At 64.5% G+C, this 16,666-nt stretch carries 17 protein-coding genes and 1 tRNA gene; 10 read left to right on the forward strand and 8 right to left on the reverse strand.

The genetic code is table 11. From position 1 onward, the window contains the following. Positions 1 to 3 precede the first annotated feature (3 nt). The 8 genes from trpB to GRX03_RS10915 all read left to right on the forward strand — a co-directional run bounded on the left by trpB (position 4) and on the right by GRX03_RS10915 (position 8,384). A complete protein-coding gene (trpB, locus tag GRX03_RS10880; protein ID WP_159764240.1) occupies positions 4 to 1,254 on the forward strand; it encodes a tryptophan synthase subunit beta in 1,251 nt (416 codons plus the stop codon). Continuing rightward, positions 1,251 to 2,066 carry a tryptophan synthase subunit alpha gene (gene trpA / locus GRX03_RS10885; RefSeq protein ID WP_394351732.1) on the forward strand — a complete coding sequence of 272 codons (816 nt, stop codon included), beginning with the start codon at positions 1,251 to 1,253 and terminating at the stop codon, positions 2,064 to 2,066. The genes trpB and trpA overlap by 4 nt, the downstream gene beginning before the upstream one ends. A gap of 46 nt (positions 2,067 to 2,112) precedes the next feature. After that, the gene (locus GRX03_RS10890; protein WP_159764241.1) at positions 2,113 to 2,919 is read left to right on the forward strand and encodes a 2-amino-3,7-dideoxy-D-threo-hept-6-ulosonate synthase; all 807 of its coding nucleotides are present in this window, start codon (positions 2,113 to 2,115) and stop codon (positions 2,917 to 2,919) included. Positions 2,920 to 3,131: 212 nt separating this feature from the next. Continuing rightward, the gene (locus GRX03_RS10895; protein ID WP_159764518.1) at positions 3,132 to 4,676 is read left to right on the forward strand and encodes an acyl-CoA carboxylase subunit beta; all 1,545 of its coding nucleotides are present in this window, start codon (positions 3,132 to 3,134) and stop codon (positions 4,674 to 4,676) included. Position 4,677: 1 nt separating this feature from the next. After that, positions 4,678 to 4,983, forward strand: a complete 306-nt coding sequence (locus GRX03_RS10900; protein ID WP_303646653.1) for an acc operon protein — start codon at positions 4,678 to 4,680, stop codon at positions 4,981 to 4,983. A gap of 3 nt (positions 4,984 to 4,986) precedes the next feature. Continuing rightward, positions 4,987 to 6,852, forward strand: coding sequence for an acetyl-CoA carboxylase biotin carboxylase subunit (locus tag GRX03_RS10905; RefSeq protein WP_159764242.1), 1,866 nt, complete (start codon positions 4,987 to 4,989; stop codon positions 6,850 to 6,852). A gap of 86 nt (positions 6,853 to 6,938) precedes the next feature. Next, positions 6,939 to 8,147, forward strand: a complete 1,209-nt coding sequence (locus GRX03_RS10910; RefSeq protein WP_159764243.1) for a UbiA family prenyltransferase — start codon at positions 6,939 to 6,941, stop codon at positions 8,145 to 8,147. Between the two features lie 45 nt (positions 8,148 to 8,192). Further along, positions 8,193 to 8,384 (forward strand): hypothetical protein, encoded by a 192-nt coding sequence (locus GRX03_RS10915; protein WP_159764244.1) that lies wholly within the window; start codon positions 8,193 to 8,195, stop codon positions 8,382 to 8,384. Positions 8,385 to 8,462: 78 nt separating this feature from the next. Here GRX03_RS10915 and GRX03_RS10920 read toward each other — a convergent pair whose 3' ends face one another. The 3 genes from GRX03_RS10920 to GRX03_RS10930 form a co-directional block, all read right to left on the reverse strand. Continuing rightward, positions 8,463 to 9,170 carry a hypothetical protein gene (locus GRX03_RS10920; protein WP_159764245.1) on the reverse strand — a complete coding sequence of 236 codons (708 nt, stop codon included), beginning with the start codon at positions 9,168 to 9,170 and terminating at the stop codon, positions 8,463 to 8,465. A 127-nt stretch (positions 9,171 to 9,297) separates the two neighbouring features. After that, on the reverse strand, positions 9,298 to 10,041 hold the full coding sequence (locus tag GRX03_RS10925) for a competence/damage-inducible protein A (RefSeq protein WP_159764246.1): 744 nt from the start codon (positions 10,039 to 10,041) through the stop codon (positions 9,298 to 9,300). A gap of 193 nt (positions 10,042 to 10,234) precedes the next feature. Then, a tRNA-Met gene (locus GRX03_RS10930) sits at positions 10,235 to 10,309 on the reverse strand. A 112-nt stretch (positions 10,310 to 10,421) separates the two neighbouring features. On the opposite strand from GRX03_RS10930, the gene GRX03_RS10935 reads away from it, so the two are divergent. Both GRX03_RS10935 and GRX03_RS10940 read left to right on the forward strand, forming a co-directional pair. Then, positions 10,422 to 10,811 (forward strand): cupin domain-containing protein, encoded by a 390-nt coding sequence (locus GRX03_RS10935; RefSeq protein WP_159764247.1) that lies wholly within the window; start codon positions 10,422 to 10,424, stop codon positions 10,809 to 10,811. Between the two features lie 56 nt (positions 10,812 to 10,867). After that, positions 10,868 to 12,499: a rhomboid family intramembrane serine protease gene (locus tag GRX03_RS10940; RefSeq protein WP_159764248.1), complete on the forward strand. Its 1,632-nt coding sequence runs from the start codon at positions 10,868 to 10,870 to the stop codon at positions 12,497 to 12,499. 9 nt (positions 12,500 to 12,508) lie between these two features. Here GRX03_RS10940 and GRX03_RS10945 read toward each other — a convergent pair whose 3' ends face one another. From GRX03_RS10945 to dph2, 5 genes are read right to left on the reverse strand one after another with little or no spacing between them, the layout of a single operon-like run. Then, positions 12,509 to 12,979 carry a hypothetical protein gene (locus tag GRX03_RS10945; protein ID WP_159764249.1) on the reverse strand — a complete coding sequence of 157 codons (471 nt, stop codon included), beginning with the start codon at positions 12,977 to 12,979 and terminating at the stop codon, positions 12,509 to 12,511. Between the two features lie 44 nt (positions 12,980 to 13,023). Then, positions 13,024 to 14,247, reverse strand: coding sequence for a DUF418 domain-containing protein (locus GRX03_RS17060; RefSeq protein ID WP_159764250.1), 1,224 nt, complete (start codon positions 14,245 to 14,247; stop codon positions 13,024 to 13,026). A gap of 46 nt (positions 14,248 to 14,293) precedes the next feature. Continuing rightward, positions 14,294 to 14,914, reverse strand: coding sequence for an METTL5 family protein (locus tag GRX03_RS10955; RefSeq protein WP_159764251.1), 621 nt, complete (start codon positions 14,912 to 14,914; stop codon positions 14,294 to 14,296). Positions 14,915 to 14,968: 54 nt separating this feature from the next. Continuing rightward, positions 14,969 to 15,523 carry a class I SAM-dependent methyltransferase gene (locus tag GRX03_RS10960; protein WP_159764252.1) on the reverse strand — a complete coding sequence of 185 codons (555 nt, stop codon included), beginning with the start codon at positions 15,521 to 15,523 and terminating at the stop codon, positions 14,969 to 14,971. A 48-nt stretch (positions 15,524 to 15,571) separates the two neighbouring features. Then, a complete protein-coding gene (gene dph2 / locus GRX03_RS10965) occupies positions 15,572 to 16,627 on the reverse strand; it encodes a diphthamide biosynthesis enzyme Dph2 (protein ID WP_159764253.1) in 1,056 nt (351 codons plus the stop codon). Between the last annotated feature and the right edge of the window lie 39 nt (positions 16,628 to 16,666).

Below are 16,666 nucleotides of genomic sequence, written 5' to 3' on the forward strand. Positions count from 1 at the left end.
CCAATGAGTACCGATAGCAAGTTTGGCGAGTACGGCGGACAGTACGTGCCGGAGGCGTTGATGCCGGCAATCGAGGAACTGACGGATGCATACGAGCGGTACGTCCTGGACAACGAGGACGGCTTCATGGACGAATTCCGCGAGCGGATGGCGGATTTCGGCGGCCGGCCGCTGCCGCTGCAGCGGGCCGATCAGCTCTCACAGCGGTACGACACCGAGGTCTATCTCAAGCGGGAGGATCTGCTGCACGGCGGCGCACACAAACTGAACAACGCCCTCGGCCAGGTGCTGCTGGCGAAGTACATGGGCAAAGAGCGGATCATCGCGGAGACCGGCGCGGGCCAGCACGGCACCGCGACGGCGATGGCCGCCGCCCACCTCGACATGCCCTGTGAGATCTACATGGGCGAGACGGATATCGCTCGCCAGCGCCCCAACGTCTTCCGGATGCGAACCAACGGGGCGGAGGTCAACCCCGTAACGACCGGCCGCGGGACGCTCAAGGAGGCGATCAGCGAGACGATGCGCGACTGGGCGCGAACGGTCGAGAACACTCACTACGTGATCGGGTCCGTCGTCGGCCCCCATCCGTTCCCGTCGATGGTCCGGGATTTCCAGGCACTCATCTCCGAGGAGGCCCGCGAGCAGATCCAGGAGAAAACCAGCGACCTGCCGGATAGCGTCCTCGCGTGTGCCGGCGGGGGATCGAACACGATGGGCATGTTCCACAACTTCGTCGAGGACGAGACCGTCGACCTCTACGCGGTCGAGGCCGGCGGCTCCTCGCTGTCGGTCGACGAGGAGGAGGGGGTCGCGCCCAACTCCGCCTCGCTGTCGACCGGCGAGGAGGGAGTGCTCCACGGCGCGCGGACGAAACTCCTGCAGGACAGCGACGGCCAGATCATGGAGTCACACTCCGTCTCGGCGGGGCTGGACTACGCCGGCGTCGGACCGGAACTCGCCCATCTCGTCGACGAGGGCCGTGTCGAACCTGTCAACGTCGACGACGATACCGCGCTCGAAGCCTTCCACCGCCTCTCTCAGGACGAGGGAATCATCCCGGCGCTGGAGACCGCCCACGCCTTCGGCTATCTCGAAGAACACCACGACGGCCTCGGTGAGACGGTGATCGTCAACGTCTCCGGGCGCGGCGACAAGGATCTCGAAACCGTCATCGAGGAGACTGGCAACCGCGATCTGGACAACGCGCCCGACATGAGCATCTTCCGGGAGATCGGAGGTGGGATGCTGTGAGCCTCGAAGCGGCCTTCGCGGACGAACCCGCCTTCGTCCCGTATCTCGCGGCTGGTGATCCGAGCTACGAGGCCTCGATCGAGTACGTCGAAGCGCTCGCCCGCGGCGGCGCGGACGCGATCGAACTCGGCCTCCCCTTCTCCGAACCCATCGCCGAGGGAACGACGATTCAGGAGGCAATCGTCCGGGCACTCGACGCCGGCATGACCCCGGACCGGTATCTCGAGTTCGTCCGCGAGGTCGACGTAGACGTGCCGCTGGTCTGTATGACCTACTACAATCTGATCTACCAGTACGGCGAGAGCGACGGCCCGCGGTCGTTCGTCGAGGCCGCCGCCGAGGCGGGTATCGAGGGCTTCGTCGTCCCCGACCTCCCGGCCGAGGAGGCGGGACCGCTCCGGGCGGCCTGTGACGAGTTCGGGCTGGATCTCGTGTTCATCGTCGCGCCGACGACCGAGGGCGACCGCCTCGAAACGATGAAAGAGCAGGTGTCGGGCTACGTCTACGTCCAGGCGCGCCTCGGCACGACGGGTGCCCGCGACGAGGTGTCCGATTACACGGAGCGCTCGCTCGCTCGGATCGCCGACTGGGACGTGCCCAAAGCCGTCGGCTTCGGGATCAAGACCGGCGACCACGCCGAGCGGATCGTTCGAGCGGGCGCGGACGGGATCATCGTCGGCTCCGCCCTGGTCGATATCGTCGCCGAAGGGTACGAAAACGGCGATTCGACCGAGGTGGTCGCCGACCGACTGGAGGCGAAAGCCCGGGAGCTAAAAGAGGGGGCGCTCGCCGGCGCGCCCGTCGAGCAGTAACCCGCAACCGGAACTAACATATTCGCTTATGCCAGAGGGTGACACGATGACCGCAGGGAAGTCCGCACGACTCGACCGCATCGGGACAGGTGGGAAACACCTGATCGTCCCGATGGATCACGGAATCACACTCGGCGCAGTCAGCGGGCTGGCCGAGATCGAATCGACAATCGACGCCGTCACGCGCGGCGGCGCGGACGCCGTGCTCACGCAGAAGGGGATCGCGCCACGGGTCCACGAGAGCAAAAACGACGCGGGGTACATCGTCCATCTCAACGGCTCCACCTCCATCGGCCCGGACGAGCGGGACAAGCGACCGACCGGCACGGTCAAAGACGCCATCCGAGCCGGCGCCGACGCCGTCTCTTTCCACATCAACGTCGGCAGCGAGTACGAACCCGAGCAGATCTCGCAACTCGGTGAACTGACCAGCACGGCCGAGGAGTACGGCATGCCGGTGCTGGCGATGACCTACGCCCGGGGTCACGACGTGCGCGACCAGAGCAACCCCGAAGGCTACGCCGAGGATCTGGCACACGCCACCCGACTCGGCGAGGAACTCGGCGCGGATCTGATCAAGACCGCCTACTCCGGCGACCCCGAGAGCTTCCAGCGCGTCGTCGAGGCGACGCGGCTGCCGGTCGTCATCGCCGGCGGAAGCAAGGGGACCGACACGGAGACGCTGTCGATGGTCCGCGGCGCAATCGACGCCGGTGCGGCCGGCGTCTCGATGGGACGGTCTATCTTCCAGCACGAGACCCCCGAGGCGATCACCGAGGCAATCGCGTCTGTCATCCACGACGGCGCGAACCCGGAAGACGCCGCCCGACAGGCCGGACTCGTCGAACACTGATCGTAGCGGGCGGCTCACCGGCACCGTTTTCTCCCCGAGGAACGCGCCACTGCGGCCCGTCGAACGAACTGTGAACGCACGTCTGGGGACGTTCCGCCTCGGTTCCCGTGGGCGGGTGTCCCGACAGTTCTGTTCGTACCGTTGCGGAATCCTTTTGCCCGTGCTTGTGCATTCAATGGCCAACGGATGGTCGGGAGCACGCAGCTATGACGATGGAAGACCGAATCAACGAACTACGGGAGAAACGTGAACAGGCGCGCAAAGGCGGGGGCGAGGAGCGCATCGAGTCCCAGCACGAGAAGGGGAAACTCACCGCCCGCGAACGCATCGATTACTTCCTCGACGACGGGACGTTCACCGAGTTCGATCAGTTTCGGACGCATCGGACTCACACCTTCGACATGCAGGAGAAGACGTACCCCGGTGACGGGGTGGTGACGGGCTACGGCGAGGTCAACGGCCGCACTGTCTTCGTCTTCGCGCACGACTTCACCGTTCTCGGTGGCTCGCTGGGCGAGGTCTTCGCCGAGAAGGTCACCAAGGTGATGGACAAGGCGATGGAGACGGGCGCGCCGGTGATCGGACTGAACGACTCCGCCGGCGCCCGAATCCAGGAAGGAATCGACTCGCTGGCCGGTTACGCGGAGATTTTCCACCGCAACCAGCAGGCCAGCGGCTACATCCCCCAGATCTCGGCGATCATGGGTCCCTGCGCGGGCGGGGCCGTCTACTCGCCGGCGATCACGGACTTCATCATGATGGTCGAGGACACCAGTCACATGTTCATCACCGGGCCGGACGTGATCGAGACGGTCACGGGCGAGCAGGTCGGGTTCGACGAACTCGGGGGCGCGAGCACACACGCCTCCGAATCCGGCGTCGCGCAGTTCACCGCCGCCGACGAGAAGGAAGCGCTCGACGATATCCGGTATCTCCTCTCCTATCTCCCACAGAACAACCTCGAAGATCCGCCGCGGCTCGATCCGTGGGACGACCCCGACCGCGAGGACGAACAACTCCGCGAGATCGTCCCAGACGAACCCCGCAAGCCATACGACATCGTCGACGTGATCGACAGCGTCGTCGACGAGGGCTCGTTCTTCGAGGTCGCCGATTCCTTCGCCCGCAACATCGTCACCGGCTTCGGTCGACTCGACGGCCACTCTATCGGCATCGTCGCCAACCAGCCCCGGGTCAACGCCGGCACGCTCGATATCAAATCCTCGCGGAAGGCCGCCCGGTTCGTGCGATTCTGTGACGCCTTCAACATCCCGATCCTGACGTTCGTCGACGTGCCCGGGTTCATGCCCGGGACCGATCAGGAACACAACGGGATCATCGTCCACGGCGCGAAACTGCTCTACGCGTTCTCCGAGGCCACGGTGCCGCTGATGACGGTCATCACGCGGAAGGCCTACGGCGGCGCCTACGACGTGATGGCCTCGAAGCACATCGGCGCGGATGTCAACTACGCCTGGCCGACCGCCGAGGTGGCGGTGATGGGGCCGAAGGGCGCGGTCAACGTGCTGTACAGCGACGAACTCGAAGCGGCCGACGACCCGGAGGCTCGCCGCAAGGAACTCATCGACGAGTACCGCGATCAGTTCGCAAACCCCTACACCGCCGCGGACCGCGGGTTCGTCGACGCGGTGATCGAACCGGAGAAAACTCGGCCACAACTCATCAGCGACCTGGAGATGCTCCGCTCGAAGCGAAAGTCACAACCGGAGAAGAAACACGGGAACATCCCACTTTGATATGGGGGGGACGAGTATGGACGAGGAGATGCAGTCGGTACAGATCGACGGTCACCGGGTAACGATCCCGCCGGACGCGTCCGCCTCGGAAGCGGCGGCCATCTCGGCGGCTATGGGGGCACATATCAGGGATCAGCAGGCGGCCGCGGCGGCGGCCGACGAGGAGGAACCCGACGACGAGGACTGGGAGGGCGAGCGGTTCGCCTTCGCCGGTCGTCTGGAGGGAGTCGGGATCGGCACCCGCCGCGTCCCGCGAGAGGTACCGACCGACAGGTGGACAGCAGCAGGACGAGCAGACAGATACTAACACATGACAGGAGACACATTCGACAAGGTACTGGTCGCGAACCGCGGTGAGATCGCGGTTCGGGTCATGCGCGCGTGTGAGGATCTCGGAATCGATACCGTCGCGGTCTACAGCGAAGCGGACAAACACGCCGGACACGTCCGGTACGCCGACGAGGCTTACAACGTCGGCCCGGCGCGGGCGGCGGACTCGTATCTCGACCACGAGGCGATCATCGACGCCGCCAAACGCTCCGGCGCGGACGCGATCCATCCCGGCTACGGATTTCTCGCGGAGAATGCGGTCTTCGCCGGCAAGGTCGAGGAGACCGAGGGGGTGACGTGGATCGGTCCGTCCAGCGAAGGAATGGAGCAACTCGGCGAGAAGACGAAGGCTCGGACGATCATGGACGAAGCGGGCGTTCCCATCGTCCCCGGGACGACCGACCCGGTGACCGAACCGGAGGAAGTGACGGAGTTCGGCGAGGAGTACGGCTTCCCCGTGGCGATCAAGGCGGAGGGGGGCGGCGGCGGCCGGGGGATGACCGTCGTCCGCGGCGAAGAGGAGGTCGAGGACAAACTCGATACCGCCAAACGCGAGGGCGAGGCGTACTTCGACAACGACTCGGTCTACCTGGAGCGCTACCTCGAAAACCCGCGCCACGTCGAGGTGCAGATCATCGCCGACCACCACGGAAACGTCCGTCACCTCGGTGAGCGGGACTGCTCGCTGCAGCGCCGTCACCAGAAGGTCATCGAGGAGGGGCCCTCGCCCGCGCTGTCGGACGAACTCCGCGAGGAGATCGGTGAAGCCGCCCGCCAGGGCGTCCAGGAGGCCGATTACGTCAACGCGGGCACCGTCGAGTTCCTCGTCGAGGAGGATCCCGACCGCGACCCGGACGACCTGCTCGGCCCGGAGACGGACTTCTACTTCCTCGAAGTCAACACCCGGATCCAGGTCGAACACTGCGTCACCGAGGAGATCACGGGCATCGACATCGTCAAGTGGCAACTGCGGGTCGCACAGGGCGAGGAACTGTCCTTCTCGCAGGACGACGTGGACATCGAGGGCCACGCCTTCGAGTTCCGAATCAACGCCGAGAACGCCGCGAACGAGTTCGCGCCCGCCACCGGCGGCACGCTGGAGACGTACGACCCACCGGGCGGCGTCGGCGTCCGGATGGACGACGCGCTCCGGCAGGGCGACGACCTCGTGACGGATTACGACTCGATGGTCGCGAAACTGATCGTCAGCGGCGAGGACCGAACCGAGTCCATCGCCCGCGCCAAACGCGCCCTCGCGGAGTACGAGATCGAGGGCATCGTCACGATCATCCCGTTCCATCGGATGATGCTCGACGACCAGCGTTTCGTCGACGGCCTCCACACGACGAAGTACCTCGACGAACACATGGACCACTCCCGCATCGAGGAGGCCCAAAAGCGGTGGGGAACGGAGACCTCGACCGCCGAGAGCGACGAGGAGGTCACTCAGCGGGAGTTCACCGTCGAAGTCGACGGCAAGCGCTTCGAGGTCGAACTCGAAGAACGGGGCGCACCGCCGATTCAGGCCCCGAGCGGCGGCGACAGCGGTGGCGGGGGCGGCGGCCAGTCCCAGCGACCCGACCGCGCCGGACCCGGCGACGACGACTCCGGATCCACCAGCGTCAGCGCCGACGGCGAGACCGTCTCCGCGGAGATGCAGGGAACGATCCTCGAAATCAACGTCAGCGAGGGCGACGAAGTCGCCGCCGGTGACGTGCTCTGCGTCCTCGAAGCGATGAAGATGGAAAACGACATCGTCGCAGAATACGGCGGAACCGTCGCCGAGGTCGCGATCAGCGAGGGCGACAGCGTCGACATGGGCGATCCGATGTTCGTCATCGAATAGCGCCCCGCGCCGAAATCTGTTCCTACCGCGTCAGTAGCCGTCGCTTTCGCCGATACTGTTAATTCATCCGAGGACTATGAGTGTGCATGGCATTCGCACGGCACGAGTCCGGACTCCGGGCGGAGATTGCGGCCCTTCTCTCCCAGGTCCACCCGGTCTTTATGATTCCGCCCCTGGCGGCCTCGTGGTTCGGTGCGGTCGTCGCCGGCGGGGTCACGATGTCCCACGGAGCAATCCACATGGCCGCGATGTTCTTCGCGGTCTACACCGCCCACGTCAAGGACGGCTACATCGACTTCTACGAACGGGGCGAGGACGAGGATCACCCGCTGACGAGGTGGGGCTGTCGGACGGCGCTGCTCGCCGCTGGCGTCGGATTCGCTGCCTGTACGCTCGCGCTGGGTGTTCTCGTCGGTTCCGGTGCGGCGCTGATCACGCTGCCGACGTGGTTCATCGGCTATCTCCACGCCCCGCAACTGGACACCAACCCGGTGACGACGACGCTGGGGTATCCGACCGGCATCGCACTGGCGATACTCGGCGGTTTCGTCGTCCAGACCGGCACACTGACCCCCGCCATCCTCGGCTTCGCGCTGGTCTTTCTGACGACGCTGGCGGGAGTGAAGATCATCGACGACGAACAGGATTACGAGTACGACCGCTCTATCGACAAGCGAACGGTCTCGGTGCTGGTCGGGCGGTCGCCGGGCCGAACCATCGCCGTCTCGTTGCTCGCGCTCGGACTCGTCGGGGTGCTCTGGGGGACGATCAGCGGCCTGTTCCCTCCTTCGTCGCCCGTCGCTGCTCTCGCCTTCGGCTCCGTCGCGCTCGTCGCCCGCCGCGCTCGGCCGACGATTGCGACGATGCTTCTGATCCGCGGCGCGTACGTCTTCCTCGCGCTCCTGCTGGTCGCGGTCTGGTTCCGACCGCTCTCCGGGGCCACCCTTCCGGACATCACGGTTCTCGGTCCCTACACCTACCTGGCGACCGAGCTCGTCTTCGGAGCAGTCGCGTTCGGGCTGCTCTATTACGCCGGTTCGCTCCGCTCGGCCGCACGGACTATCGCCGCCGTCTATCCGATCGCGTACCTCTGGGACTGGTACACCCTGGAGGTCGGCGTCTTCGAGATCGTGATGCGCTCGGGCTACGACCTGTTCGGCATCCCGGTCGAGGAGCACATCTTCATGATCGTCGTCCCGGCGCTGGTGCTCGGCTTTCACGAGGCGATGGGTGCTATCGCGGAGCCGTCGCCCGCCACCGAGACGACGAGCACTCGCCCCGTAGACGACGATTAGTTCCGGGAGCGAAACAGGGAGGTGCCTCGGCGCTAACCCCCGTCCATGAGCGAGGAGTTCCCCGACGACCTCCCCGACGGAATCCCCGAGGAACACGCCGAACGCGCCCGCGAACTCCAGATGCAGCTGCTCGCGTTGCGCGCTCAACTCGAATCGGCCAACTTCGAGAACAAGGAGGCCTACCGCCGGAAGATCAACGAGAAAGAGGGGGAACTCGAAGCGCTGAAACGGTCCTGAGATGTCAGTTCAGTCGTGGGTCGTATCGGCTTCTCACGCGAGTCTCGCGGGTCGACTGGTGGGACAGTCGAGTGCTCGTCAGTCGGAGTCCTGTGTGCCGTTGTCAGGAGACGACCAGCCACAACGCTGGCACTCCTCTGCATCCGCGCCGATGTATCTATTACAGTCCGGGCACCGCCGTGATCCAGACTCTTCGAGCGTGTCTGCCTCGATCCAACGCTGTCGCTGTCGCCGTCTGCGTCTGATCAGACCGCCAACGGCCAGTCCGACTGCGATACCGAGGCCTACGACAGAGACGAGTGCCGAGAGAATGTTGGCCTGTACGTTCCCCGTGTACTGTGCTGTTAGCTCGTAACACTCCGACTCGTACTGGATCTCGTTTATATTCTGAGTCGTATCCAGCAGCAGGTCGAACTCCTCGGGGTGTCTGCGCGTGACGTACACCTCACCCGCTCGGGACGCTTCCAGCGCCGAGCGGAACACGTCCTGCGCTTCCGGCGATAGCTCGCTGTATCGGGTCTCCGCAGTCATCGTACGGTTGTCCGTCCCGTTCTCTCCGCCGCGGTCCGGACACTGCTCGACGGTGTACTCGATTTTCTCGCCGTTCGCATCGATCACTCCGGCACCGAGGAGCGTAACCACCGCGACTGCAACACCCAGCAGGATGTACAGTAGATAGACGGGGAGCGTTCCCTTGGATGTCAAGTAGACCGCGATAGCCCCGCCAACGAGACAGACCGGTGCGGCGATCAGCAACAACACGTTGACTGTCGGCACCGGGGCCATACGACAGACCTGTTCCAATTTCGGAATAAGTTTTGTGACTCCGTGTCACGTTTTCCGACGCTGGTCGGTGCTATCCAGTACCGGCGAACGCAGGGGCGGGAAACTCGCACGCAGAACGCCGACTCTCTCAGGACCAGTCCCGTGAAACCTTCGTCTCGCTGGCGTTGATTTCCTCGAGTAACCACGCGGCCGCGCCGTCGAGTGCGTCTTGGTCGGTCGCGGTGATCTTCAGCCGGTTGTGTCCTTCCTCGCGGTCGGGGTAACAGCCCACGGACACGTCGAACTCCGACTGGACCTCGTCGAGCGCCCAGACGATGTTGCCCTCCGGCTCGACGGTGTACAGGAAGGTCGACCGGCTCTCGCCGTCGAAAGCTTCGGCGACAGTCTCGAACATCGCCTTCAGTTCGTCCGGGATGCCCGGCATGACGTAGACGTTCTCGATGACACAGCCGGGTGCGAGCCCCTCGGGATTCGACAGTGGACGACTCCCGGCCGGCAGGGACGCCTCCGCCTCCATGTCGATGTCGAGTTCGAGTTCGGGCCGGGCCTCCTCGTACCGTCTGATCTTCTCCTCGATCGTTTCGAGGACGGGTTCCCGGACGACCATCTCGCGGTCGAAGGCGTCCGAGACGGCTTCCATCGTCACGTCGTCCGGCGTTCCCCCCGTCCCGCCGGTCACGAGGACGGCGTCGAACTCGTCGTTGTAGGCCCGCACTCGGTCGGCAATCACCGCGCGGTCGTCGGGGAGTGCGAGCACGCGCTCGACGGTCGCACCTCGGTCTGTGATCTGGTCGGCCAGCCACGTCGCGTTGCTGTTTACCGTATCCCCCGCCAGCAGTTCGTCCCCGACCGTGATGATTGCGACTTCCATTACAGAAGCCTTTGCCGTCGAGAAAAATAGGCTTTCGTTCCGCCCCGTCACCGGGACGTGAGCGTATCTCGGACGGAGTAGCGGGCGGTGGATTTGAACCCCGGTCGTTTCGGTCCCCTCCCTCGTCCAAATCCAGTCAGGAACTTTGATTCACAGACGACTCGCTTCGCTCGTCGTGTGGTTCATCAGAAAGTAGCGGGAGGTGGATTTGAACCACCGATCTGCGGGTTATGAGCCCGCCGGAATCTCCTAGCTATCCCATCCCGCTATCAGTTCATAACCTCGGTCACCGCTTAAGGATTGTGTTTCGGTTGCCGTCTGTGAGATTCACCCACGATGGCGTCGAAAGGAACAGGACACTCCCACCCCTCGATTCGGGTATGGCTGACTCCGAGTACACCTATCACTGCATCGACCCCGAGGAACTTCCGTCGACTCCGGAGTATCCCTGTGACCGCCGCTCGGTCAGCGACGACGCTGATCTCGGACTGCTCGCTGCCGCCGTCTACGAACTCGCCCCGGGCGAACAACTCCCCCGGAGCTACCATTACCACGAACAGCGCGAAGAACTGTTCTCCGTCCGCGAAGGACAACTCACCGTCGAGACCCCCGACGGCGAGTACGAGGTCGAGGCCGGCGAACTCTTCGTTGCCCACCCGGAGAGTCCCCACCGTGCGTACAATCCCGACACGGCCGACGAACCCGTCGTCGTCCTCGGCGTCGGAGCACCCTCGACCGACATCGCACACCCCTACGATCCCGACGAGTAACGCCCGATCGGAGCGGTCGTACAGCCTTAAGACGCTCCCGTCCCGCTGTTGTGATGATGAGCGACGTTCTCGGCATCGACGAGACGATTCTTCGAGTCGGCAGTCTGGCCGTGCTCGCGGTCGCACTCCTCGTCTCCGTGTCTGTCCTCTCTCGTATCGAGGGTCGGTCTCGACTGTTCGCTGGCCCCCGCGAACGGTTCGTCTTCGGGATTCCGTGGGGGACGGCTCTCGTCGTCGTCTCCGTGGTCGCCGTCTACTATCTGGTCCAGGGCGGCGGCAAACCGGGCGGCCCAATCGTCTCCGGGTTTCGCTCGTGGTCGCTGTGGTATCCACAGGGGATCCTGTTCTCCTCGTTTGCACACTTCAACGACGCCCACCTCACCGGCAATATGGTCGGGACCGTTGCCTTCGCCCCGGTCGCGGAGTACGTCTGGCGGCACTACCCCGATGATCCGGACCTGTCGGGCTGGCGAGGGAATCCCCACGCCCGGATCGGGGTGTTCGTGGCCGCCGTCGTCTCGGTCGGCGTACTCGGGAGCGTCGTCGTTCCCGGCGCAGTGATCGGATTCTCCGGCGTAGTGTTCGCCTTTGCAGGCTTTACGATCGTCACCGCGCCAATCGAGACCGTATTTGCCATCGTCGCCATCCAGGTCGTTCGTCTCCTGCACAGCGCCGTCACGGACCCGTTCGTCGTCGCACAGGCACAGGAACAGTTCGTCCGGCCGTCGTGGGCCAACATCGCGGTCCAGGGCCACCTCTATGGACTGGTTGTCGGGGTCCTTCTCGGCGTCGCGTTGCTCCGGTACCGCGACCGCGAACCGAACCTGTTCGCCGTCTTCGGCGCCGCTCTCGTCTTCGCGGTCAGTCGCTCGCTGCAGTCGGTCTACTGGTTTCTGGGCAACGAGACCTACGTGCTGTTTACTGCGATCGGTGCGGCCGGCGTGTTCGTCCTCGCGACGATCATCGCCGTCGCCGCCTGCAACCCCGGCGACTCGTCGCTCCCGGTGTTCGATGTCTCCGGAGCCAGGGCGGCGACCGGCATCCTCGTCGCACTTCTCCTCGGCCTCGCGGTCATCGGTATCCCGTACAACCTCGTTCCGGTCGATGGGGGACCCGCGACGGCCGACGGCAGTGGGATCGAGGTCCGTGACTACACCCTCACCTACGCCGAGAACGTCGACGACCAGTATATCGGTGCACTCGAGATCCCCGGCGTCTGGGAGCCGTCGGTGAGCAGAAGCGGTGTCATCGTCACGAGTACACAGCGAAACAGCTGGGGGGTTGCCATCTCCGCACAGGAACTCGCGACCCGGCGGTCGGCCACTGTCGCTCTCGGCGACGCCACCTGGCGCGAGACGGTCGAGATCTCTCGAACTGGATGGGAGGTGGCCGGATCGAACAGCACCTACAAGGTGTACGCTAACCGGGGTGACGGGTGGCAGGAACTGTACGCCGCCGATCCCGTCACGGCGAATCTTCTCATCAACGACAGCACGATCACGATCCGTCCGGCCGATGAGTTCTACGAACTCGTGGTGGAACGCGACGGCGAGCGGATCGGCGTCGAGCAGATTCCCGGCCCGGGCGGCAAAACCACGATCGGATCGATTCAGTTCAGCCGGAACGGCTCGGCTCTGCTGGCCCGCCACGAGGGAACCGTCGTCCAGATCGCCGCGTTTCGGTCGTGACCTCTGCGCCTACCCCGCCTCGGCGGTGACCGTGTTGACGTTCATCTGGTCCCCGGTGAAGATGACCGTGATCTTGGTCACGTCTGCTGTCACCTCGATAGTCGCGCCGAACCGTCCGCCACCCGGCTGGCCGTCGCTGCTCTCGTTTGCCGACCCGCTCGTTTCTGACCCGGCCCGGGGTTCCGTCTCGTTCTGACTGCCGCGGACATCGATCTCGAACGAGCCGACCACATCGAACCGCGTCGTCGAATCGGGCCGGGGGAGTTCGTCTTCGTACTGGTCCGACCCGCTCGCCTCTATTGCGCCGGTCTTTTCGACCTCTTCGATCGTCACGTCGTAATCGACCGGCACTGTCGACGCGTTGCTCACGGTGACGTCGATTTCCTCGCGCTCACTGCTATCGAGACAACCAGCAAATGATGCCGCGAAAACGGCGCCGACAGAGGACAGCAGTCCACGGCGAGACGGGCGGCCCGACATACCTCATGGACTGTCACACCGGCTGATAAATAGTTCGGTCCGCCTCACCGCCAGTCCCCGTACGTGCCGCGCCGCCAGAGCCACTCGACGGGACCGTACTCGAACCGCCGGAGCCACACGACGGAGAGTATCGCTTGGACGACCCAGATGGCGACGACGACGCCGAGCTGTTCGACTCGATTGAGCTGTCCGAACAGCCCGAGGCCGTACCCGTAGAAAATCGTCGTCGCGACGACGGTCTGGAACAGGTAGTTGCTGAGCGCCGTCCGCCCGACCGCCTGGCAGACGGTGATGAGCAGGCCGCTGGAGCGACCCTTGCAGTAGTACATCACGAGACTCGCGTAGGCGAGCGCCACGAACAACGCTCCGATGTTGTTCAGCGACCAGTTGAGCACACCCGCACCGCCGGCCCAGTCGTAACTGAACACGATCCAGAGCCCTGCTCCGACGAAGGCGAACCCGACCGCGGCACCGAGGAGGATCAGCCGCCGGTAGGTTCGACGCGACCAGTCGTTGGTCAACAGCCCCGACTTGTACATTGCCATCCCCCACAGCATCAGCCCGGTGTACCGCCACGCGGTCGAGGTGAGCAGTTGTGTCGTGTGTGCCTGTATCGCTTCCTCGCGCCGCTGCTCGAAGCCGTCGAGCCACGACCCCTGGTAGGCTTCGATCTCGGCCTGAATCGCCCCGTCGGCGGCCGTCCAGGCGTCGTGAGTGGCCGATAGCCCGATCCGAAACGCCGCGTCGATGCTGAGGACGGTCGGAATCGCGATCAGGACGGCTCCGATAGCGAGCAACTGCTTCGGGCTTTCCTCCCAGAACAGCACCGCCAGGGAGCCACACACCGCGTAGACGACCAGAATGTCTCCGTCCCAGAACAGGTAGGCGTGGGCCAGTCCGATCAACAGCAAGACGGCCGTCCGACGGTAGTGGAGCACGATTGCCGACCGTTCGGCGTCCTGCTTCGACTGCATGAAGAGGACGATCCCCGCGCCGAACAGCACCGAAAACAGCGCGATGAACTTCTGCTCGAAGAAGACGTGGCTGCCGAGCCAGACCCACAGGTCGGCGCCGCTGAAATAGCTGTACTCGGTCGGGTTGACCCGGGCGATCGAGGGCAGCGAGAACGACTGGATGTTGATGATCAGAATCCCGAAAATCGCGATGCCCCGGAGCACGTCGAGGCTGACGATCCGCTCGTCCGGCGCAGTCGGTCTCGGCTCCGGGTCGTCCGCACGGTCATCGCCGACGGTATCGGCTGCTGTCACGTCTGGTGTGTGTGGCTATGCCCCAATAAATCCGGTCTTCTCCCGGTCACCACTCGATACGAAACAGCTCCACGTCGATCGTCTTTGACTCCGCCGAGTGGTGCTCGAACGTCTTCGGAAGGTCGAACTCCGCGCTGTAGGCGTGGGTCATCTCCCCGCCGTGGTCGGCCGCGAACGATTCCACGAACTCGGAGCTTCCCGCGTTGTGGATCGAGTACGAGACGCTCGCGATCTCTGCGGTCGTCTCCAGAAACGCCCGGTCGGCGTGTTCGTTGCCGTCCTGTGCGCCGAACGGCGGGTTCATCACGACCGTCGTCTCCTCGTCGGGAGCGAGCGGAACCTGGGTCGCGTCCGCCTGCACCCACGAGACGGAGCTTTTCGCGGCGATTCGGCCGCGGTTCTCCTGTGCGGTGTGTAACGCGGCGGCGTCGATATCGACGCCGATGACCCGCCGGGGGCCACGTAGCGTCGCCGCCAGCCCGAGCATGCCAGTGCCACAGCCGAGATCGACCACCGTCCGGTCCTCGATATCGCCCTGCAGGTCGGCCACGTGAACGAGATAGGAGGCAAGCTCTGGCGGCGTCCGGTACTGCTCCAGGTCGACCCGCGGATCGTCGAACCCCGCGACGACCCCGAGCTGCTGGGTCAGTTGACTCCGTGTCGACATCTACACGGAAATACCGCTGTTAATACTAAAAGACTTCCGAATAACTATAGGTAATTACTTGTGCCCGACGAGAGCGAACGTCTCCGAGCGGGTCGCCGCCACCTCGATTTCGAAGCCGGCCTCGGAGAGGAGCGTCCGGGCTTGATCGAGGTCGTATCGCTCCGAGAGCGGCGGGCCGGACTCGCCGTCGCCCGAGGCGGTCCAGTCGACGATGACCACCTGTCCGTCGGGGGCGAGCACGCGGTACAACTCGCTGACCGACTGCTCGGTCGCGCTCTCGTGAAACGTCATCGTCGAGAACGCGCCGTCGAATGTGTTAGCGGAGAACGGGAGTCGCCCGGCGTCCGCGGTCACCGGGCCGACGGTCTCCGGCAGGCCTCGTTCACGGTAGCGCTCGTGCATCACAGCCTGGACATCGAGCGCGACGACGCTTCCCACGAACGGAGCCACTTCGTCCGTGTAGAAGCCGGTTCCACTGCCGATGTCGAGTATTCTGCTGTCGGCTCCCGTCGGGAGCCACTGGAGCAACTCCTCTCGTGAACAGAACCGAAACCGCGTCGGCTCTTCGAGTCGGTCGGCCATCTCCGGGTCGAACGTGTGAAATCCCATCGGCGGGACTACGTGCGGCGCAGATAAGTAGGGTCGGAACCGGCGGCGTTACCACGTGCCGTGGAACGTGTCGAATTCGAGGCTGTCAAGCGGCTTCTCGCCGATCGCGATCTCGTACTCGCCGGGGGTGAGCATCGGCTTGTTGAACTGCGGACCGTCGTCGGTCGTGATTCGCGGACAGCCAGTGTTCACGTAAGCGTCGAGTCCGAAGTTTCGCAGCCGATCCGGGGTGACCTCGTCCATCGTAATCAGGTAGGCGTCGTCGTTGTTCTCGACGATCTCCTGGGCCTGCTCCCAGCGACCCTGTCCGATCTTCGTACAGAAGATCACGCCCCACGTGTCGGCGTCCATCGCCTTGTGGACCGTCGCGTAGCGCTGTTTCATGAACTTCTCGTTGTCGGCGACGGAGACGGCGTTGTTGACCGGATCAGCGATGACGACGTGTTTCTCGGGGTGTTCCATCGCCAGCCCGAGGGGGTGGAACTTCCCGCCGCCGACGTACAGCATCTGGTCGGCGTCGACGTCCGCGGAGGCGTAGTTACAGCCGAGCACCTGACCCTCGTGGGTCAGCCGTTCGTCGCCCCGCCGAGTGTGGACCGTGTACCCCTCGTCTTCGAGATACTCGCGCATCTCGTCGAACTTGTTCATGTGCTGGGCCGTCGTGACCAGCCCCACGTCCGGATCCTCCTCGGGCGGTGCGAGTTCCTCGTCGAGTGCCCGGTCGATGATCGGGAAGACATCGACGTTCGAGAACAGCGGGACGTAGATGATGCGGTCGGACTCTTTCATCGGGGAGTGACCGAAGTGGACGAACACGTCGGTCCGTTTCATCAGGTAGGTGTCGAGATCACAGGCCCCGTAACAGGGCTGTCCGGAGATCATCACCGACACGTCGTCTGGAAGTAGTTCGCGCAGATCGCTGGCGACGCCCGGACCGCGGCGTTTGAGTCCTTCCGGGAACTGCAGGCCGACGGTCTCGGCGTCGCGTTCGGCAACGGCGTCGACGATCCGGTCGAGTTCGTAATCCCACTCGCGGTCGTGCCGCAGAGACATACCGGTGTTACGCAGATCGCCGTCGGGCCGCTCGCTCGTTTCCTGGCTCATTACACTCTTCTATCCGCTCAGTCCGTAAAACGACGGCGT

Origin of the sequence: Halovenus carboxidivorans (assembly GCF_009831575.1) — an archaeon.
GTDB lineage: Archaea > Halobacteriota > Halobacteria > Halobacteriales > Haloarculaceae > Halovenus > Halovenus carboxidivorans.